General features: G+C 67.3%; 16 protein-coding genes, 1 tRNA gene and 2 pseudogenes. 11 read left to right on the forward strand and 8 right to left on the reverse strand.

The window, feature by feature from the left end; genetic code table 11:
- Nucleotides 1-3 precede the first annotated feature (3 nt).
- Together CVV76_RS21295 and CVV76_RS21300 are read right to left on the reverse strand one after the other, a co-directional pair.
- Nucleotides 4-786, reverse strand: coding sequence for a GFA family protein (locus CVV76_RS21295; protein WP_102226699.1), 783 nt, complete (start codon nucleotides 784-786; stop codon nucleotides 4-6).
- Nucleotides 787-841: 55 nt separating this feature from the next.
- Nucleotides 842-1,294, reverse strand: coding sequence for a GAF domain-containing protein (locus CVV76_RS21300; RefSeq protein WP_102226700.1), 453 nt, complete (start codon nucleotides 1,292-1,294; stop codon nucleotides 842-844).
- Between the two features lie 162 nt (nucleotides 1,295-1,456).
- Here CVV76_RS21300 and CVV76_RS21305 point away from each other — a divergent pair, with 162 nt between their 5' ends.
- The 3 genes from CVV76_RS21305 (at nucleotide 1,457) to CVV76_RS21315 (ending at nucleotide 4,432) form a co-directional block, all read left to right on the forward strand.
- Nucleotides 1,457-1,804 (forward strand): STAS domain-containing protein, encoded by a 348-nt coding sequence (locus CVV76_RS21305; RefSeq protein ID WP_102226701.1) that lies wholly within the window; start codon nucleotides 1,457-1,459, stop codon nucleotides 1,802-1,804.
- A gap of 94 nt (nucleotides 1,805-1,898) precedes the next feature.
- Nucleotides 1,899-2,459, forward strand: coding sequence for an ATP-binding protein (locus CVV76_RS21310; protein WP_158243215.1), 561 nt, complete (start codon nucleotides 1,899-1,901; stop codon nucleotides 2,457-2,459).
- Nucleotides 2,460-2,848: 389 nt separating this feature from the next.
- Entirely contained in the window at nucleotides 2,849-4,432 is a 1,584-nt protein-coding gene (locus CVV76_RS21315; protein WP_102226703.1) for a gamma-glutamyltransferase family protein, read from the forward strand.
- A 173-nt stretch (nucleotides 4,433-4,605) separates the two neighbouring features.
- Here CVV76_RS21315 and hspQ read toward each other — a convergent pair whose 3' ends face one another.
- Entirely contained in the window at nucleotides 4,606-4,932 is a 327-nt protein-coding gene (hspQ, locus tag CVV76_RS21320) for a heat shock protein HspQ (RefSeq protein WP_102226704.1), read from the reverse strand.
- 276 nt (nucleotides 4,933-5,208) lie between these two features.
- Between hspQ and CVV76_RS21325 the strand changes: the two genes are divergently transcribed.
- Nucleotides 5,209-5,790 carry a transglycosylase SLT domain-containing protein gene (locus tag CVV76_RS21325; RefSeq protein ID WP_102226719.1) on the forward strand — a complete coding sequence of 194 codons (582 nt, stop codon included), beginning with the start codon at nucleotides 5,209-5,211 and terminating at the stop codon, nucleotides 5,788-5,790.
- A gap of 43 nt (nucleotides 5,791-5,833) precedes the next feature.
- Here the strand turns inward: CVV76_RS21325 and CVV76_RS21330 are convergent, their stop codons facing one another.
- A complete protein-coding gene (locus CVV76_RS21330) occupies nucleotides 5,834-6,406 on the reverse strand; it encodes a LolA family protein (RefSeq protein WP_102226720.1) in 573 nt (190 codons plus the stop codon).
- A gap of 309 nt (nucleotides 6,407-6,715) precedes the next feature.
- Here CVV76_RS21330 and CVV76_RS21335 point away from each other — a divergent pair.
- A tRNA-Arg gene (locus CVV76_RS21335) sits at nucleotides 6,716-6,792 on the forward strand.
- Between the two features lie 403 nt (nucleotides 6,793-7,195).
- Nucleotides 7,196-7,717: pseudogene (locus tag CVV76_RS21340) on the forward strand (DDE-type integrase/transposase/recombinase); the annotation flags it as partial.
- A 144-nt stretch (nucleotides 7,718-7,861) separates the two neighbouring features.
- On the opposite strand, the gene CVV76_RS21345 reads toward CVV76_RS21340, so the two are convergent.
- From CVV76_RS21345 to CVV76_RS21355, 3 genes are all read right to left on the reverse strand, one after another.
- Nucleotides 7,862-9,277, reverse strand: coding sequence for a sensor histidine kinase (locus CVV76_RS21345; RefSeq protein WP_102226705.1), 1,416 nt, complete (start codon nucleotides 9,275-9,277; stop codon nucleotides 7,862-7,864).
- Entirely contained in the window at nucleotides 9,274-9,948 is a 675-nt protein-coding gene (locus CVV76_RS21350) for a response regulator transcription factor (RefSeq protein ID WP_102226721.1), read from the reverse strand. The genes CVV76_RS21345 and CVV76_RS21350 overlap by 4 nt, the downstream gene beginning before the upstream one ends.
- A gap of 117 nt (nucleotides 9,949-10,065) precedes the next feature.
- Entirely contained in the window at nucleotides 10,066-10,509 is a 444-nt protein-coding gene (locus CVV76_RS21355; RefSeq protein WP_102226706.1) for a PepSY domain-containing protein, read from the reverse strand.
- Between the two features lie 216 nt (nucleotides 10,510-10,725).
- Here CVV76_RS21355 and CVV76_RS21360 point away from each other — a divergent pair, with 216 nt between their 5' ends.
- From CVV76_RS21360 to CVV76_RS21380, 5 genes and pseudogenes are all read left to right on the forward strand, one after another.
- The gene (locus CVV76_RS21360) at nucleotides 10,726-12,813 is read left to right on the forward strand and encodes a bifunctional DedA family/phosphatase PAP2 family protein (RefSeq protein ID WP_102226707.1); all 2,088 of its coding nucleotides are present in this window, start codon (nucleotides 10,726-10,728) and stop codon (nucleotides 12,811-12,813) included.
- Nucleotides 12,814-12,994: 181 nt separating this feature from the next.
- A complete protein-coding gene (locus tag CVV76_RS21365) occupies nucleotides 12,995-13,819 on the forward strand; it encodes a COG4705 family protein (RefSeq protein ID WP_102226708.1) in 825 nt (274 codons plus the stop codon).
- Nucleotides 13,820-13,983: 164 nt separating this feature from the next.
- Nucleotides 13,984-14,775, forward strand: a complete 792-nt coding sequence (locus CVV76_RS21370) for a COG4705 family protein (protein ID WP_199178668.1) — start codon at nucleotides 13,984-13,986, stop codon at nucleotides 14,773-14,775.
- Nucleotides 14,776-14,809: 34 nt separating this feature from the next.
- Nucleotides 14,810-15,451: a DedA family protein gene (locus CVV76_RS21375; protein ID WP_199178669.1), complete on the forward strand. Its 642-nt coding sequence runs from the start codon at nucleotides 14,810-14,812 to the stop codon at nucleotides 15,449-15,451.
- A gap of 105 nt (nucleotides 15,452-15,556) precedes the next feature.
- Nucleotides 15,557-16,326: pseudogene (locus CVV76_RS21380) on the forward strand (IS5 family transposase).
- A 568-nt stretch (nucleotides 16,327-16,894) separates the two neighbouring features.
- Here the strand turns inward: CVV76_RS21380 and CVV76_RS21385 are convergent.
- Entirely contained in the window at nucleotides 16,895-17,857 is a 963-nt protein-coding gene (locus tag CVV76_RS21385; protein WP_102226710.1) for a Gfo/Idh/MocA family protein, read from the reverse strand.
- Nucleotides 17,858-18,078: the final 221 nt, after the last annotated feature.

An 18,078-nucleotide genomic window follows, 5' to 3' on the forward strand; every position in this document is an offset into this window, starting at 1 on the left:
GCGTCACCATTCTGGATGTTGCGGCAGACCGTCGGCGATCTCGTAGTAATCGCCCTTTTCCGAGGTGAAGATATGTTCCTCGAGCTGGCCTCCGGTGGCGCCGCGGATGCACCCCGCCTCGACCGAGAATCCGCCGTCGCGGGCGCGGAACCACAGGCTTGCGCCACAGGCGCCGCAAAAGCCGCGCTCTCCGCCGCCCGCGGTGCGGTAGCTCTTCAGCGTCTCGCGGGCGGTATAGGAAAGCTGGGCGTCGTCGACGTCGAACGAGGCCGAGAAATGGCCCGAGAGGCGGCGGCACTGGTGGCAGTGGCAGGCGGTGACCGCGCGCGCCGGGCCGGGCAGGGTGAAGGATACCCCGCCGCACAGGCAGCCGGCCGTGAGCCGGCCGGAACGCGGGGTGGCCAGCGGCGGCGGTGCGGCGGGGGTGTAATAATCGCCCGCGCAATCGGTGAAGATGTGGCGCGTCAGCCGGCTGCTGGTCGGGCCGTCGAAGGCGCCGCCCGCCACGGCGATCTGCGCCTCGGCATCGTCTTGCCAGAACAGGCTTGCCCCGCAATCGCGGCAGAACCCGCGCCGGGCATGATTTGACGAGCGGTGCCAGGCGAGGCCGTCCCCGCAGGTCAGGCGGAAGGCCGCATGCGGCACCGGCGCCGCGGCCCAGTAATGGCCCGACCAGGTGCGGCACTGGCTGCAATGGCAGGCGGTGAAGGCCGGCAGCGACCCGGTCACCTCGAACCGCACCGCGCCGCAATGGCAGCCCCCGCCGTGGATGTCCTGATCTGGCATCGATCCTCCGCCAACGAGATGGCGCCTTTTGCGGCGGCTGCGCAAGGGGCGGCGGTCAGAGCTTGCCGAAGGTCTCGGCCAGGATCGCGGAGAGGTGATCGGCGTCCTCCTGCGTGAAGGCGCCGGGTCGGTCGCTGTCAATGTCCAGGACGGCGATCACCTCGCCCGCGCCGTCGAACACCGGCAGAACGATCTCGGACCGGGTGGAGGAGGCGCAGGCGATGTGGCCGGGGAAAGCCTCGACATCCGGAACGAGCTGGGTCTCGCGGGTGCGGGCCGCGGCGCCGCAGACCCCGCGCGAGAACGGGATGACCAGGCAGCCGTGCCCGCCCTGGTAAGGCCCGATCTTCAGCAGCTCGGGCGCCACGACGCGGTAAAAGCCGGTCCAGTCGAAGCGGTCGTCGCTGTGGTGGATCTCGCAGGCGAGGGTGGCCATCAGGGCGACGGCGTCCGTCTCGCCCTCGGTGAGGGCGCGGATCGTCGTGGCGAGCGTGGCGTAGTCGGGCATCTTCGGAGCCTCTTGCAGGGGGCGGGACCGGGGCGCTGCCCCGGACCCCGGAGTATTGGAGCCAAGATCAAGAGGAAAGGGGGTCTTGTCCGGAGGGTCGCGGGATACGGATTGGTAAGGATTGGCTTCTAGCCTTGCCGTGATGGCGAGACGGAGGTGACGATGAAGCTGAGGACCGAATTGCGGGGCACCGCCCTGGTGATCCGGGTCGAGGAGCGGCGCATCGACGCCGCGGTGGCGATCCGGTTCAAGGATCTGATGCGCGATCTGGTCGAGGCGCGGGCGGATCGGATCATCCTCGACCTCGGGCAGGTCGAATTTCTTGACAGTTCGGGGCTGGGCGCGGTCGTGGCGGTGCGCAAGATGCTGAGCCCGGGGCGCCAGCTTGAGCTGGCGGCGATGACGCCGACCGTGGCGCGGGTTCTGGCGCTGACCCGCATGGACAGCGTGTTCCCGCTGCATGCGCAGATCCCCGACCTGCCCGGGCCGACGGCACATCATGCGGGCTGAGGCGGTTCGCGGCGCGGCGACCGCCCGGTCCGCCTCGGATCCCCCGGACCCTGAGGGGGCAAGGCTGGAAAGGCCGGGGACGGCCGGGTCCGGGATGGCCGGGTCCGGGATGGCCGGGCAGGAGGCGGCCGGCAATCTTCGGCTGGATTTCGCGGCGGATCCGATGGCGGTGCGTCGCGCGCTGCAATTCGTCGTCGAGGCGCTGGAGGACAGGGGCGTCGCGGCCGATGACCGCGCACTGGCGGAGGTTCTGCTGGCCGAAGTTCTCAACAACGTGGTGGAGCATGCCTACGACCGCCGTGGCGGTTGGATCGAGATCGAGCTTTCGGTGTCGTGCTTGCCTGGGCCGATGCCGGGGGTCGTGCCCGCGGCCGTGACCGCCGGCGGCGGCGGGGGCCGGCCTGTCGCGCCCGCCGTGGCCCAGTCGTCGCGGGCGGAGCTTGGCTTTGTCGTCTATGACTGGGGGCGGGCGCTGCCCGGCGGCACCCTGCCGGATGGCCGGCTGCCGCCCATTGCCGCGGGCGAACTGCCCGAGGGCGGCTTTGGCTGGTATCTGATTCGCGCCCTTGCCTCCGACCTGAACCACGGCCGCGAGGGGGGCAGGAACTGGCTGCGATTCTCACTTGTGCAGGAACAGAGGGCGGCGTTGGGCTGAACTGTTCGCGTTGCGCCGACAGTGCCAGAAAGATGCCGGAATTTGCCCACACGGGCGCCATGCCTTGGCGGGAAAACGGGCGTGTAGCTGCACAGGCTTCACCCCGGCGTCGTGGTCAACAGCCCCCACCCAGTTCACGTCGCCGGGGTTTCCTGTCGTGCAGCGGCGCGCCCGACCGGTTTAGCCGGTGCGGGCGTTTCTTCGTTTCCGCTTGATTGCCCTTTCCATCGGCTGCGCCCCGACCGGCCACCCCGGTTCGGACCGCAGTCGCACCGGGCCGCACCGCCAGGCACCCCGTTGTGCCCGGGTCGGACCGCGCAACCGCGCCGCACCGCTTGGCAATGGCGCGCGCGCCTCCTATCGTCGCGCCGAGATCCAAGGAGGCCCTGATGCGCGATTTCCAATTTCCCGGCCGGTCGGCCGTCTTCGCCGGCAACGGCATGTGCGCGACGTCGCACCCGCTTGCTGCGCAGGTGGCCGTCGAGACGCTGAAGGCCGGCGGCAATGCCGTCGACGCGGCCATCGCCGGGGCAGTGCTGCTGGGGATCTGCGAGCCGCAGATGACCGGGATCGGCGGCGACTGCTTCGTACTGGTCAAGCCGGCGGGCGAGGAGCGTGTCGTCGCGCTGAACGGCTCGGGCCGCGCCCCCGCCGCGACCGATGCTGCAGCCCTGCGCGCCAAGGGGCACGCCACGGTGCCGCTGAACACCCCGGATGCGGTGACCGTGCCCGGCGCGGTCGATGCCTTCTGCACGCTGTCGGCGGATTGGGGGCGGCTGGGCCTCGACCGCCTGCTTGCGCCGGCGATCCACTATGCCGAAGAAGGCGTGCCGGTCGCCCCGCGCGTGGCCTTCGACTGGAACGCCTCGGCCGGCGTGCTGCAGGGCGCGGCGCGTGACTTCTACCTCGTGGACGGCAAGGCGCCCGCCGCGGGGCAGCTGTTCCGCGCCCCGAACCAGGCCGAGGTGCTTCGCCGGATCGCCCGCGACGGGCGCGCGGCCTTCTACGAGGGCGAGGTGGCCGAGGACATGATCGCCTCGCTCCGCGCGGCGGGGGGCAGCCACACGGCCGAGGATTTCGCCGCCACCGCCTGCAGCTACGGCGAGCCGGTCAGCGGGGCCTACCGCGACGTGGAACTGGTCGAGCATCCGCCGAACGGTCAGGGGGCGACCGCGATCCTGCTGCTCAACATCCTGTCGCAGTTCGATATCGCGTCGATGGATCCGTTCGGGGCAGAGCGCGCCCATATCGAGGCCGAGGCGACGAAGCTGGCCTATGACGCGCGGAACCGTTTCGTGTCGGATCCCGGGCACATGACCCGCCTCGACCACATGCTGTCGATGGAGACGGCGAAGAAGCTGGCCGCGCTGATCGACCCGGAGCGCGCCACGGCGGATACTGCGACGCTGTCCGAGGCGGTGCACCGCGACACAATCTACATCACCGTGGTCGACCGCGACCGGATGGCGGTGTCGCTGATCTACTCGGTGTTCCATGCCTTCGGATCCGGGCTGGCCTCGGCGAAGTTCGGCATCAACTTCCAGAACCGCGGCGCTGGGTTCTGCCTGACCGAGGGCCATGCGAACGAGGCGGGGCCAGGCAAGCGGCCGATGCACACGATCATTCCGGGCATGCTGCGCAAGAATGGCCGGCTGATGATGCCCTTCGGCGTGATGGGCGGGGCCTATCAGTCGAACGGCCACGCGCGGCTGGTGTCGAACATGGTCGATTTCGGGCTGGGCCCGCAGGAGGCGATCGACGCCCCGCGCTGCTTTGCCGCCGGCGGCGAGGGCATGGAGGTGGAGCGCGGATACACCCCCGAGGTGCGCGCGACGCTTGCCGCCATGGGGCACGAGGTGAAGATCCCCGACGGCCCGATCGGCGGGGCGCAGGCGATCGTGATCGACGAGGCGTCGGGGGTGCTTCAGGGCGGGTCGGACCCGCGCAAGGACGGCTGCGCGCTGGGGTACTGAGGCGCGGCGGGCCAGTTCGGGCGGCTGGCCAGGGCGGCCGCCCGAACTGGCCCGCGGACTTGGCCCTGCCTCCCACCCGCGTGCCTGGCCCATACGTCGCGGCGGGGGGCTGTCTGCCCCCCTGCATCCCCCCGAGGATATTTCCGCTCAGAAGAAGGGCGGGGGGAGGGCGGCTAGTTCAGCTGGAAGTGCAGAGGATAGCCGGCGCCGTCGAAATCGCCGAAGAGGTCGGGCAGGTCGGGGTGATCGACCGGCTCGCCTGTGTCGTCGGGAACCAGGTTCTGTTCGGACACGTAGGCGACGTAGTAGCTTTGGTCGTTCTCTGCCAGCAGGTGGTAGAACGGCTGGTCCTTGGACGGCCGGCTTTCCTCGGGGATCGCCTGGTACCAGTCCTCGGTGTTCGAGAACATCGCGTCCACGTCGAAGACCACGCCGCGGAACGGGTGCTTCCTGTGTCTGACCACCTGGCCAATATTATACTTCGCGTGCGTTTGCAGCATACGTTCGTCCCCCGACAACCAGCAATAATCCTTCCCGGGCGCGAGGTCCATCCGCGGGCGTCACGAATCAGGGAAACAGTGTGTGGACCTCGGTCCGACAGTTGGCGGCGCCCCCTCGCATCCTTCGGCGCGGGGCGCAAGGGTGCCAGGGCGGTCCGGCTGCGACCCGCCGATCCGCGGAACGGCGCGAAAACCGCTGCAAATGAGCGGTTTTGGATGGTTTCCCAGCGGGAGGATTTCGCCTATCCTGTCGCCAACAAAAAAAGCGAGAGGCAGATGAGCAGACTTCTTTTCGCGTTCGCGCTGTTGCTGATCCTCGGGTCCTGCGGCGGGCGGTACGCGCCGCCGAGCGACGTCAACGATGCCTGCGTGATCGTGCACGAACGGCCGCGCTTCCTGTCGGCGATGGAGCGGTCCAAGTCGCGCTGGGGCGTTCCGGTGGCGGTGCAGATGGCGATCATCCACCAGGAATCCAAGTTCGTCGGCAATGCCCGCACGCCGTACCGCTGGGCGCTGGGGGTGATCCCGATGGGGCGGCAGAGCTCCGCCTACGGCTATGCGCAGGTGCTTGACGGCACGTGGGACGATTACCGCAAGGAAGCCGGCCGCTGGGGTGCGCGACGCACTGACATGTCGGATGCGACCGATTTCATGGGCTGGTACCTGAACAAGGCGCATGAGAAGCTGGGGATCTCGCGCGCCGACGCGAAGAACCTGTATCTCGCCTATCACGAGGGCTTCGCGGGCTATGCGCGCGGCAGCTACCGCGCCAAGGGCTGGCTGCTTGCGGTGTCCGACCGGGTGGCGCAGCGGGCCTACAATTACGAGGCGCAGCTGATCTCCTGCGGGGTGATGTAGGCGCCCGAGGTGCGCGCCGCCCCCGGCGGGGCGGCGGGCCGCGTCAGCGGTTGCTGGCGGTGGGCGAGGCGCGCCGGATGTCGAATTTCGACGACGCGATCGACATGCCGGTCTTCATCGCGCCGAGGATCACCGTCGTCTGGCCGCCGCCCTGGTCGGTGATGACCCACTGGCGCAGCTCGGTCGGGTTGGCGGTGAAGACCAGCTGGATCGTGCCGTAATCGGGGTGCTGCGGGTCCTGCGCGGTGACGATCGTCTTGTTGCCATCCTCGCGCACGCCCCTGACCATGTTGGCACGGGTCAGGTCGACATTCGCCGCGAGGATCAGGTTCAGCGGGGTGCGCGACAGCGGGTATTCCTGCGGCGGCTGGTTCGATTTCGAATCGATCACCGCGACCGTGCCATTGTTCGCGATCACCAGGTTTCCGTCCGGCGGCGCGTATTGAAAGCGCACCTTGCCCGGCCGTTGGATGAAGATCTGCCCCTTGGAAATCGAGCCATCCGCGTTGACCTGCGTGAACGGAGCCTCGGCGGTCTTCAGCCCGTTGAGGTATTGCGACAGCGCCATCAGGGGGATCGGATCCGCAGCGGCGGGCTGACCCGCGGCGACAAGCATCAGAGCCCCGGCGGCGGTCGCGCAGCCAAGGGCGGTACGGGCGGGGGCGCGGCAGGGCGCGCCGGGGCGGCAGGTGCGTTTCATGACATGGAAATAGGCATGGGCGCGAAGAAGTTCCATCCCCCTGCGCATCGCCCACTTGGGCGCCTCCGCGGATTTCCGCCCTCGCCCTTGCGCCCGGGTGCGCGGCAGATGCCTTGTGTGCAGGGGGCCGGGACGGCTTCCGGTGCAGGCAAAGTGGACGGCGTGGAAAAACCTGCGATTTGGCCCTTGCAATGCCCGCGCAGGGCCTTTAAACGCCACCGCAACGCACCCGTAGCTCAGCTGGATAGAGCACCAGACTACGAATCTGGGGGTCGGGCGTTCGAATCGCTCCGGGTGCGCCACTTCTCCCTAGTGTTTATTGGGGTTTCTCCGAAAACGTCAGTCACGTTGCCGTCTTGGTTTGCAGGCGGTTTGCAAAGCGTGTTCCCTCGGCGTTCTCGAAGAGTGCCATTGCCGCCTGAGACTCGGCTTGTCATAGAAGCCCGCTGTGTCCGTGCGCGCGCGCCGAGCCTTCGAAAGCGCCTTGTCGTCCTTCTCGGTGATCCAGTGTCTGCCGGCGGCGCGGGTCAGGATATAGGGCGACGTCCGGGGTGCCTCGTCTCCAGCATCCGTTTCAGAGCCTTAGTGCAGACGATTTTGATGGGCACTCCGCCCTTGCTCTGGACGAGGGATACGCTTCTGCCGTCGTATTTTGACCACTTCATGCGAACCAAGTCGCCGTAGCGCGGCCCCGTGTGCAGAGCCAGGCGACTGAAACGGGAGAAACCTGACGCACTGGCGGTTCCGGAGGCTGCGAATGAGGTTTGGTCCATGGACTTCACGGCGGATCGCCTTGGAGATGGGCGCCAGTTCCGGCTGCTGAACCTCCTGGACGACTTCAACCGCGAAGGCCTTGGCATCGAGGTCGACTTCTCGCTGCCCGCGGAACGGGTCGTCCGGGCGCTGAACCAGATTATCGAATGGCGTGGCCCACCGAAGACGGTAAGGGTCGACAACGGCCCGGAATACATCAGCGGCGCCCTCATGGAATGGGCTGAGCACAAGGGCATCGCCCTGGCCGACGTCCAGCCCGCAAAGCCACAGCAGAACGCTTGCGTCGGGCGCTACAACCGGACGGTCCGGCACGAATGGCTGGACCTCCATATCTTCGATAGTATCGACGCGGTGCAGCAGATTGCCCCCGAGTGGCTCCGGTCTTACAACAATGAGCGCCCCAAGATGGGCAATGGCGACATGACGCCCGCCCAGAAACTGAGAATGGCCGCGCAAATTCTACGTCCAAGCCCCCGTAAAAACGGGGGATTTCCCCGCCATGACCAAGAGATGGGCGCCTCATTTCTTGCGGTGTCTGCTATCAGCTTACGATGCGGTAAATGAGCGGATCGTACGCTGTCTTGCCGCCCGCACCGGTCAGTCGCCGGCCTTGGGAAAGCGGGCGCTGACCCGCAGGCCCGGGCGCCCCGAGGCAGCATCTGGGTTGTCACGCAACGTCAAGGCGGCGCCATGCTGGCGCATCACCGCCGCCACCAGGCTGAGGCCAAGCCCGCTTCCCTCGCCCTCGCGCGCGCTGTCGAGGCGCACGAAGCGCCGCAGCGCGCGTGTGCGATCCGGCCCCGGGATGCCGGGGCCGTCGTCGCTGACGGCAAGGATCGCGCCCTCGAGATCAGGAATGACCGACACCTCGATCCGGGCGGGCGCCGGACAATAGCGGATCGCGTTCTCGACAAGGTTCGTCAGGGCCTGCGCAATCATGTCCCGATCCCCCAACACCATGGCAGGGCCGGACGCATTCAGAGTAAGCGAGTCGCCTGCATCCTCCGCCACCAGATCCACCATCTCGACCACGTCCCGCGCCAGCGCCGACAAATCGAGCGGGCGCATCTCCGGACGAGCGCTGTCGCCCTCCAGCTGCGCGATGCGCAGCACGGCGTTGAAGGTGCGCACGAGGCTTTCGGTCTCCTCCACCGCCTTCGCGATCTGGGTGTCGGCCCCGGGGGGCAGGTCGTCGCGCGCCAGAAGCGGCTCCAGCCGGTTGCGCAACCGCGTCAGGGGCGTGCGCAGATCGTGGGCCACGTCGTTCGAGACTTGCCGGAGCCCCTCGATCGACAACTCCAGTTGGTCCAGCGTCCGGTTCAGAGACCCCGCGATCCGACCGATGTCGTCGTCGCGCGCGTCGCGGGCTCGCCGGCTCAGGTCGCCACAGGCCACCGCATCCAGGACGCCGTTGATGCGGCTGATACGTTCCTCGCTGCGCCGGGCAAGCATGGTGGCGAAGAGGATCGAGATCAGCAGCGCGGCGCCGAGTCCCCAGCCGAGCGACTGCACCAGAACCTCGCGACTATCGCCGATCCAGACGGTATCGCGGCCGGCGACGATCCAGGCGTCCCCGACCCTGATGCCATAGGCGGCAAAGCTGTGGTCCTGCTCGTCCGGCTCTCCCGACAGCAGGGTCATGTCCTTGCCGGCCCGCAGGATCTTTCTGCCGGTGAACGTCGCCGGCGCGGTAATGTTGCCGGCGAGCACCTTTCCGCCGGGCCCGACGAAGAGGTAAAGGCTATAGTGGTCGTCGACCGCATCGGTGTAGGCGCCGATCTGGGTGCTCAGGGCGGCGGCGCCCTCCTTGCGCAGCGTGTCGGCCAGCCCCTTGGCAAGCTGCTGCGCCTGGTCGTCGAGACGGGCGCGCAATTCCTCCGTCAGGACCGCAAAGGAAACGGCCCCCGCCAACAGGATCGCAACGGTGAAAACCGCCGTGAGGCGCGCCGCAAGCCGCATCGCCGAGGACCTGCCGATCGCGTCGAACGGAGCGAGGCGGAGGAGCGGTTTCATTTCTTCAGGACATAGCCGCTGCCCCGCAGAGTCTGCAGAAGGGGCTTGTCGAAGGGCTTGTCGATCTTCGAGCGCAGGCGACTGATGTGGGTCTCGACCACGCTGGTCTGCGGGTCGAAGTGGAAATCCCACACCGCCTCAAGCAGCATGGTACGGGTCTGGACCCGCCCGGTGCGGCGCATCAGATGTTCCAGCAGGCGGAACTCTCGCGGTTGTAACTCAATCTCCTGCCCCTGACGGGTGACCCGGCGCGACAGCAGGTCCATCTTGAGGTCGCCGACCGTCAACTCGGTCTCGGGGCTGTCCGAAAACTGGGGCCGGCGGGCGAGCGCCGCGACACGCGCCGAAAGCTCGGCGAAGGCGAAGGGCTTCACCAGGTAGTCGTCGGCGCCCGCATTCAGGCCGTCGACCCGGTCCTTGACCCCGTCGAGCGCGGTCAGCATCAGGACCGGCGCCTTGAACCGTGCCGCGCGCAGGGCCTTGACCAGCGACAGCCCGTCGAGGCCGGGCATCATCCGGTCTGCGATCAGCAGGTCGTATCCCTGCATCGCGGCTCGGACCAACGCGTCCTGTCCATCGTTCACCACGTCGACACTGTGCCCCTCGGCATTCAGCCCGTCGCGGATATAGGCGGCGGTCTCGGTGTCGTCCTCCGCCAGCAAGATCTTCATCGAAATCTCCAAGGCACTATCCCTCAGCACTGCCGCGATCTGCGGCACCGGTCAAGTCCGGCCCGGGTACGGCCCAGCTACGGCCCGGCACGCAGGCGCCGGGCCGGGGGGGCGGGCTCAGCCGTCCTGTTGCTCCCCGTCCCCGTCGCCGATCTGACCGGTCCCCGGGGCATGATCGCCCGCACCGTCCTCGGCCTCCTGCCCGTCGCCATGCTCATGATCGTTGCCGATCGCGGTCGCCTGTGTCGTTGACATCACCTTGCCGCTTTCCGCATCGACCTTGACGAGGGTCACCTTCCCGGCGTCCCGAACCACCGAGGCCTCGTACACGCCCTTGCCGTTCTCGTCGTTGAAGCCGATCGCGGCCAGCGTGCCGGGCGCGGCCTTGAGGGCGATCCCGCCTGCCTGCGACAGCGTCACAGGCGCCGCGACGGCCATCTGCGCCTCGGCCACTTGCCGGTTGGCGGGCTGCGGCACGGATTGCGCCGTGGCCGACACGATGCCCAGGGCGGGAAGTGCGATCCCGGCAAGCGCGGCGGCGAGGATGAGGTTGCGTTTCATGCTTTGATCCTTTTCTCGGGGCACCCGTCGTGCCCATGGATCGCAGATGGAGAACCTCGTTTACCGCGGGCTCGATCCAACCATACGCTTTCGTAAGGTTGCGGTTTTCGGGCGCCTGAACCGTTGATCGGCACGCAGGCACAGGGCAAGTGAGCCTGCGTAACGGAAACGCGATACCGTCGGGGTCCGCGTCTCACCCTTTCGCAGGACGCCACAATGCCCCACAGCCTCGACCAACTCCTGCCCTCACTCCAGTCGCTTGGCGTCTGGTCCTACTGGATCACCGGCTTCGGCTCCCTGCTGGAAGGGTTCTTTGCGACCGGCATCATCGCCCCCGGAACGCTGATGGTCGATGCCGCCGGGATCCTCGCGCAGAGGGGTTACCTCGACGTCTTCGATCTGTTCTGGTTCGTGGCGATCGGGTCGATCCTCGGCGGCGAGTTGAGCTACTGGACGGGGCGCTGGAGCAGCGGGTGGCTTTTCGCCCGCTTCGATCCGGAGACGTCCCGAACCTTCCGGCGCGCCCGGGACCTGTTCGTGCGCCGCGGCGGCGTCGCGCTCGGTATCGGGCGCTTCCTTGGCCCGGTCGCGGGGTTCGTGCCCCTGGCGGCGGCCCTTGCCGGGATGAAGCCGCGCCGGTTCCGGATTTGGAACGCTCTAGGGGCGCTGCCCTATGCCGCCGCCCATCTCGCACTGGGATATTTCTTCGGCAACGTGCTGACCCGGATGGGTCCTCTGGCGACCCGGGCGCTGCTGTTTGCCGCGGGGGCCGCGCTTCTGCTGGGGGTGATCCTCCATATCGTGATCCGGATCGAGCGGCGCCTGCCGACGCTTCTGCTGTTCGGGCGCGCCTTGATGGACACTCTCGGCAGCACGACGACGGTCCGCGCGTTGCGTGCCCGTCATCCACGCCTTGGGGACTTTCTGGCCGGACGGTTCGACACGCGCCGCGCGAGCGGCCTGCCCGCGACCCTGCTTGCCATCGCCTTCGCCTACGTGCTGTTCATCTATCTCGGCAGCGTGCTGGATTTCCTCATGCTGCCTTCGGTCGTGCGTATGGACCACAACGTCGCGGCGCTGATGCTGGCCCTCCGGGATCCGCGCCTCATCGCGCTCGCAGCCTACGTCACGGCCTTCGGGATCTGGCAGGCAGTCTCTATCGTCCTCATTGCGGCGGGCGCAGCCTTGTGGCTTGGTGGCCGGCGCCCGCTGGTGCTGGGGCTGCTCACCTCGATTGCAGGCAACGTGGTGACCGTGGCGCTCCTGAAACTCGCCTTTCACCGTGCCCGCCCGCCGATAGGGTATTTCGTCGAGACGAGCGGCAGTTTTCCAAGCGGGCACGCCGCGATCTCGGTCGCCTGCTACGGCATGCTCGCCTATATCGCGTGGCGCGTGCGGATGGTGGGCCCGATCCTGGCCACGCTCGCAGGCCTCGTGATCGCCTTCCTGATCGGGCTGAGCCGGATCTACCTGATCGAGCATTACCTGAGCGACGTTCTGAACGGCTATCTCGTTGGTACGCTCTGGCTGGTGATCGGGGTGTCGGTGGCCGAATGGCTACATGCGCGCACGATCCTCCGAGGCGGCCCCCCTGTCGTGGCGAAATCCCCGCGGCGGGTCTTCAGCGGGATTCTGGTCGTGGCGCTGGCGGGATGCGGCCTTGTCTCGGCGACCTACCAAAAGCCGCTCAAGCAACCACCCTCGCCTGGCGGGCCGGCGATGCTGCGGGATGTGGGGACCTTCTTCGCGACCAACGGCAACCCGGCAATCGTCTACAGCATCGACGGCTACCCTCTGGCGCCGGTGAACCTGCTTGTTCTCGCCCGCAACAAGGCGGCACTGGAGGCTGCGCTCACCAGGAGCGGCTATGCCCCGGTCGCAAGCCCGACGCCAGGCCATGTGCTGCACGCCACGCTTGCGGAGCTGTTCGACAAACCCGATCCGCGCGCCCCGACCATCCCGGCTTTCTGGAACCAGACAGCGAACGCGCTGGTCTACGTAGGTCTATCAAACCCCGCAAATGGCGAGGCACGACACCTCGTGCGCATCTGGCCGACCCGCTGGCGGGACGCCGCGGGAGAAAAGGTCTTCGTCGTGACCGCCACACGTGACGACGCGCGCCCCTGGGATCCGGCAGAGAAGCTCTCGCCGGACGTCGATACCGACCGAAAGGTCCTTTCCGCCGCGCTCGTCGCGCATGGCGGGGCAGTGCGGAAAGGCACGGCCAGACTCCCGCAGGCAGCCGTTGCCGCCCCCCACCGCTGGCACACCGACGGCGGCGCGGCGGTGCTGTCGCTGCCCTGAGCGCGCAGGGAAAGGGCACAGGCGGCCACTTACCGATCCGTATGCTGGCAGACAACGGGCCGACAATCGCAGTTGCGATCAGGTCGACAGCGCGCGTGTCCATCGCGCGTTTCGCCCCCCGCGCCACGCAACGACGCGGCGCGGACCTCACAACCTGTCCGACCCAAGGAAACGCATTCGAATGGCCATCTCCTCCACCACCGATGCACGCTTCGAGATCGAGACCCACAAAAGGGCCCAAGAAGGCCCGGTCTACAATCGCGTGCCGCAGGTCACCTGGGATTTCTGGGTGATCAAGCTGCTCGCCGTCACCGTCGGAGAAACAGCCGCCGACTTCATCAACCAGTCGCTGGGCCTCGGCCTGTCGATGACCTCGCTGCTGATGAGCGGCTTCCTCGTCCTCGCGCTGATCTGGCAGTTCCGACAAAAGCGGTACGTCCCCGCTGTCTACTGGACCGCTGTCGTGCTGATCAGCGTGGTCGGCACGCTGATCTCGGACAACCTCGTCGACAACCTCGGATATGCGCTGAGCACGACGACCACGGTCTTCGGGATCGCGCTCGCCGCCGTCTTCGCCGGTTGGTACGCTCTCGAGAAGACGCTGTCGATCCACACGATCTACACCTTCCGGCGCGAGGCCTTCTACTGGCTCGCCATTCTCTTCACCTTCGCGCTCGGCACCTCGGCGGGTGACCAGCTGTCCGAGGGTCTGCAACTGGGCTACCTGCTGTCCGCCTTCATCTACGCCGGGGTCATCGCGGCGATCGCGGTGGTGTTCTTCGCCGGCAAGATGAACGGCATCCTGGCCTTCTGGCTGTGCTACATCCTGACCCGCCCGGCGGGCGCCTCCATCGGCGACTATCTCTCGCAGCCGGTGCCGGACGGCGGCCTCGGACTGGGCACGGTGATCACCAGTCTGATCTTCCTCGCCGCGATCGTCGTGACGGTGGTCTACATGTCGGTAAGCCACGATGGCGACGAGCTTCGCGACGACACGGCGGCCTGACACCGCACACGGGGGTGGCTTCCCGCCGCCCCCGGAATTGCGCACATCATTCTTACCATTTCGTAAGCTCACACCCTCGTCATCTCGCAGCTGCAGAAATGACGCTAGGCAGGGGGTCTGGCCAAGCCACGGATCCCCTCCCTTCCTCTTCCAAGGACCGTCCGATGACCGAGACCGCCGCCCTTTACGCCCCCGCTGACAGGACAGGCCGCAGCCCATACTCGAAGGTGCCGCAGGTGGCGGCGATCTTCTGGGTTGTGAAGATCCTGACCACGGGGATGGGCGAGACGACATCGGATTTCCTGGCCCACAACATAGACCCGCCGGTGGCCGTGCTGATCGGTTTCGCCGGCCTCGTCGCCGCGCTGGCGCTGCAACTGGCGGCGCCGCGCTACAATGCCTGGATCTACTGGCTGGCCGTGGTGATGGTCAGCGTCTTCGGCACCATGGCCGCGGATGTGCTGCACGTGGGCCTCGGCGTGCCCTATGTCGTCTCCACCCCGTTCTTTGCCGCCGCGCTGGCGGTGATCCTGTGGCTCTGGCACCGGACCGAGGGGACATTGGCCATTCATTCGATCCGCTCGCGGCGGCGGGAAGTGTTCTACTGGGCCACGGTACTGGCGACCTTCGCCCTCGGCACCGCGGCGGGCGACATGACGGCGACCAGCCTGCATCTCGGCTATCTCGATTCCGGTGTCCTCTTTGCCGCGCTGATCGTCCTTCCCGCGCTCGCCTATTGGCAGTTCGGCCTGCCCGAGGTGCCCGCGTTCTGGACCGCCTATATCCTGACCCGCCCCCTCGGGGCCTCCTTCGCCGATTGGATGGGGGTGAACCATGAGCGCGGCGGTCTCGACTGGGGGACCGGACCGGTGAGCCTCGGCCTCTTCGTCCTGATCCTGCTCTTCGTCGGATATCTCGCGAGGACCCGTGCCGATGTGGAGCCGGAGCGCCCGTGAGCGGAATGCGGGACCAGTTCAGACGGAGCGGAGCATGACCGGATCCCTGACCGCGGCCCTCGCCGGCCTGATCACCGCCGCGATCGGCGCGCTCGGCTACGGCGGCGTGGCGCTGCTGATGGCGGTCGAATCCGCCTGCATCCCGATCCCGTCCGAGGTGATCATGCCCTTCGCCGGCTACCTCGTCTCGACCGGGCGTTTCTCGCTCGTCGCGGTGGCGACGGCGGGGGCTCTGGGCTGCAACGCGGGCTCGACCCTGGCCTATCTCGTCGGCGCCCGGGGCGGGCGCCCGGCAGTGGAGCGATGGGGGCGCTACGTCTTCCTCAGCCAGCGCGAGCTTGACTTGGCAGAGCGGTTCTTTGCCCGCTACGGCAGCCTTGCTGTGTTCCTCTCGCGCCTCCTGCCGCTGGTGCGCACCTTCATCTCGCTGCCCGCGGGGATCGGGCGGATGAACTTCGTCCGCTTCCAGATCTACACCTTCCTCGGGTCCTGGCCCTTCTGCTTCACGCTGGCCTATGCCGGGATGAAACTGGGACAGGCCTGGGACAGGAGCCCCGCCTTGCACCGGGTCATGCACCTGCTCGACGGCGCCGTCGTACTGGCGCTCCTCGCCGGGCTGATCTGGCTCGTCGCGCGGCTAAGGGCAAGATTGCGTTTCCGCGGGCGCAGATCCTAGGGTCAGAACCCATTGATCGGCTTGTGAACTCGGTGCCTCTGTGCTTCACGCCCCCGAACTGATGCGGGCCTGACGAGCACACTCTTATGGCTGACCGATGAGCAGATGGCGTGGCTTCAGCCTTTCTTTCCAAAGAGCCGCGGCAAGCCGCAGGTCGATGATCGACGCGTTTTGAGCGGAATAGTCTTCATCAAACGCAATGGCTTGCGGTGGTGCGATGCGCCCAAGGAATATGGCTCGCACAAGACGCTCTACAACTGCTGCAAGCGCTGGAACGACGTGGGTGTGTTCGCCAGGATCTTCGAAGGATTGGCCGCGGAGGCGGCAAAGCAGGCGGCGATCATGATTGATGCGACCTATCTCAAGGCGCACCGCACGGCTTCGAACTTACGGTTGAAAAAGGGGGGCGTGGCAGGCTGATTGAGCGGGCGAAGGGTGGCATGCACGCCAAGCTGCATGCCGTCACGGACGCCGGGGATCGGCCGATCCGGTTCTTCATGACCGCTGGCCAGGTCAGTGATTACGCCGGCGCGACGGCATTGCTGAGCAGCCTGCCCGAGGCCGAATGGCTGTTGGCCGATCGGGGCTATGACGCCGACTGGCATCATGAAGCCTTGCAAGACAAGGGCATCAAGCCCTGCATCCCGGGCCGAAAATCCCGCAGCAAGCCCGTCAAATACGACAAGCGCCGCTACAAGCGGCGCAACCGGATCGTGATCAAGTTCGGCAAGCTCACGGACTGGCCAATCGTCGGGAAAACAGTCCTCCAGACTGTCTTCTGATCCTCTTCATATGTTGCGACTCGCTGCGACAGGTGCCCGAAGGTCTTTCTGTCCGCCGTAGCCCTCGCCGCCACCGTCATTTTCTGGCTATGAGACGAGAACGAGGCCTGACCCTAAGGCACATGGTCAAGCTCGAACCCTTCGGCCGGGGAGCAACCTCAACGAGGGCTATCTTGGTGTTCCCGAAGAGTGTCATCGCCGTCTGAGAGAGCAGGGGGCCCGGAACGATAGGTCGTCAGGATCCTGCTTGCACGGTCGAGCGCAGGCCCCGTAATCGCGGCGATCTGCTGCACTGTCGCGCCAGCTGCGGCCAGGAGTGTCAGGGCCGTGTCGCGAGTGTCATGGACATGACGGCAGGCCTCTTTCTCCTTCCCTGGCATCTCCTTCATGGGCTCGCGTAGAAGCCCGCCGCATCCATGTGAGCGCACCAAGCCTTCGAGGGCGCCTTGTCGCCCTTCGCGGTGATCTACGGCTTGCCGCCAGGGCGGGCCCACGCCCGGCCGGCTATGGCGACCTTTGGGCCAGTCTAAGATCCGCGAACGGCGTGGTGTCCGACCCAGAGGTCTGGAACTGCACGGCGATGGCACATGGCGCAGATGCCTTTGGCACCAAGCTTCCCGACTATCGTTCCACCGCCCGAGCCAGAGGTTTCTTCAAACCGTCACGGCTTCCCACGCAGCATTTCCTCGACGAGACGCTGCACATGCAGTGCCTCTTGCGGCGTTGCCAGCCGATGGGGCCGGCCTGACAGACAGGACAGCAAATCGTCAAGCTGAGCCTTCAGCGCAACGGCACGGCGTTCTCCCGGCAGGAAAGCCACGTCGATGAATTCAGTCCCCTGCGAGACGGATTCCTCCGAGAAGTTGCTGACACGATGGCTGGCCCGGCTGCCCTTCACGGTGAATTCCTGCCGATCCGGTTGCGCGCCGCCGACCGTTGCGAGAATGGACACCGGCAGGCCATGGGCGTTTTCCAGCCGGGCGAGGAGCGCGGTTTCGCAGAGCGCCGGGTCGTTAGGGTAGGAGGGGCGGGCCCAGGTCACTGACAGGGGCCCGAGGAGGCGCTGGCTGAAGAACAGGAAATGCGACAGCACCTCACGGGTCATGCCGCCCTCGGCACGAAAGCGCAGCCAGTCGGCAGCCTGCTGCCAGGCGCGCGGCCAGGCGGCATAGGTCACGACCATGTCGACGCCGGCCAGATCCCCCATCTCGCCCGCGTCCGCGGCCCTGGAGATATTCGCAAGCGCCGCGCCGGCGGCCTGGGTGAAGTTCACTGCGGCAGGGACGCCGCTGGCCTCCAGCCCTGCCACCAGCGCCTCGCTTTCGGCCACGTCCACGCCCAGCGGCTTTTCCAGGAACACGGCCTTGCCGGCGGCAGCGGCTGTGAGGGCGTAGGCCTTGCGCGGCTTGGGCGGGCAGGAGAGATAGACCAGATCAGCGGCGGCGATGGCCTCTTCCGCCGAGTCCACCAGCCGCGCACCCGGCGCCATCTCCTGCGCCGCCGCGCGGGCCGCCGGATCGGGATCCCAGAGCGCCACGGGCGCGTAGCCTTCGTGCAGGAGCATGTGTTCGAGCATCCGCCGCCCCATGATCCCCAGTCCGATGATCGCTGTCTTCACCGCCATGTCCGCTCCTGTCCTCGCTGTTCCCGGCCGTTCCCTCGGTGCCGGGCTCGGGCCGGGATCCTCACCCGCCGGGCCGCCGCGCACAACACCTTTGCATCCCCGCCGATGATGCCCGGGGACGTGCACCCTTCCTCGCCTCAGCTCCGTTCGGATGGTGATCTTCGCGGGCATCGCCGCGCGACCCGATTGAACGGCGGCTCAGGGCCAGACCGGCAGGCCGT

It is taken from the genome of Acidimangrovimonas sediminis, from assembly GCF_002871005.1.
In the GTDB taxonomy this organism is placed as follows: domain Bacteria; phylum Pseudomonadota; class Alphaproteobacteria; order Rhodobacterales; family Rhodobacteraceae; genus Acidimangrovimonas; species Acidimangrovimonas sediminis.

What these genes read in the sequence shown, in the direction of transcription:
- CVV76_RS21360 (WP_102226707.1), top strand. Translation starts at nt 10,726, where the DNA reads ATGCCCCACAGCCTCGACCAACTCCTGCCCTCACTCCAGTCGCTTGGC.
- CVV76_RS21295 (WP_102226699.1), bottom strand. Translation starts at nt 786, where the DNA reads ATGCCAGATCAGGACATCCACGGCGGGGGCTGCCATTGCGGCGCGGTG.
- CVV76_RS21385 (WP_102226710.1), bottom strand. Translation starts at nt 17,857, where the DNA reads ATGGCGGTGAAGACAGCGATCATCGGACTGGGGATCATGGGGCGGCGG.
- CVV76_RS21310 (WP_158243215.1), top strand. Translation starts at nt 1,899, where the DNA reads ATGGCCGGGTCCGGGATGGCCGGGCAGGAGGCGGCCGGCAATCTTCGG.
- CVV76_RS21330 (WP_102226720.1), bottom strand. Translation starts at nt 6,406, where the DNA reads ATGCTTGTCGCCGCGGGTCAGCCCGCCGCTGCGGATCCGATCCCCCTG.
- CVV76_RS21325 (WP_102226719.1), top strand. Translation starts at nt 5,209, where the DNA reads ATGAGCAGACTTCTTTTCGCGTTCGCGCTGTTGCTGATCCTCGGGTCC.
- CVV76_RS21365 (WP_102226708.1), top strand. Translation starts at nt 12,995, where the DNA reads ATGGCCATCTCCTCCACCACCGATGCACGCTTCGAGATCGAGACCCAC.
- hspQ (WP_102226704.1), bottom strand. Translation starts at nt 4,932, where the DNA reads ATGCTGCAAACGCACGCGAAGTATAATATTGGCCAGGTGGTCAGACAC.
- CVV76_RS21375 (WP_199178669.1), top strand. Translation starts at nt 14,810, where the DNA reads ATGACCGGATCCCTGACCGCGGCCCTCGCCGGCCTGATCACCGCCGCG.
- CVV76_RS21300 (WP_102226700.1), bottom strand. Translation starts at nt 1,294, where the DNA reads ATGCCCGACTACGCCACGCTCGCCACGACGATCCGCGCCCTCACCGAG.
- CVV76_RS21350 (WP_102226721.1), bottom strand. Translation starts at nt 9,948, where the DNA reads ATGAAGATCTTGCTGGCGGAGGACGACACCGAGACCGCCGCCTATATC.
- CVV76_RS21345 (WP_102226705.1), bottom strand. Translation starts at nt 9,277, where the DNA reads ATGAAACCGCTCCTCCGCCTCGCTCCGTTCGACGCGATCGGCAGGTCC.
- CVV76_RS21355 (WP_102226706.1), bottom strand. Translation starts at nt 10,509, where the DNA reads ATGAAACGCAACCTCATCCTCGCCGCCGCGCTTGCCGGGATCGCACTT.
- CVV76_RS21315 (WP_102226703.1), top strand. Translation starts at nt 2,849, where the DNA reads ATGCGCGATTTCCAATTTCCCGGCCGGTCGGCCGTCTTCGCCGGCAAC.
- CVV76_RS21370 (WP_199178668.1), top strand. Translation starts at nt 13,984, where the DNA reads ATGACCGAGACCGCCGCCCTTTACGCCCCCGCTGACAGGACAGGCCGC.
- CVV76_RS21305 (WP_102226701.1), top strand. Translation starts at nt 1,457, where the DNA reads ATGAAGCTGAGGACCGAATTGCGGGGCACCGCCCTGGTGATCCGGGTC.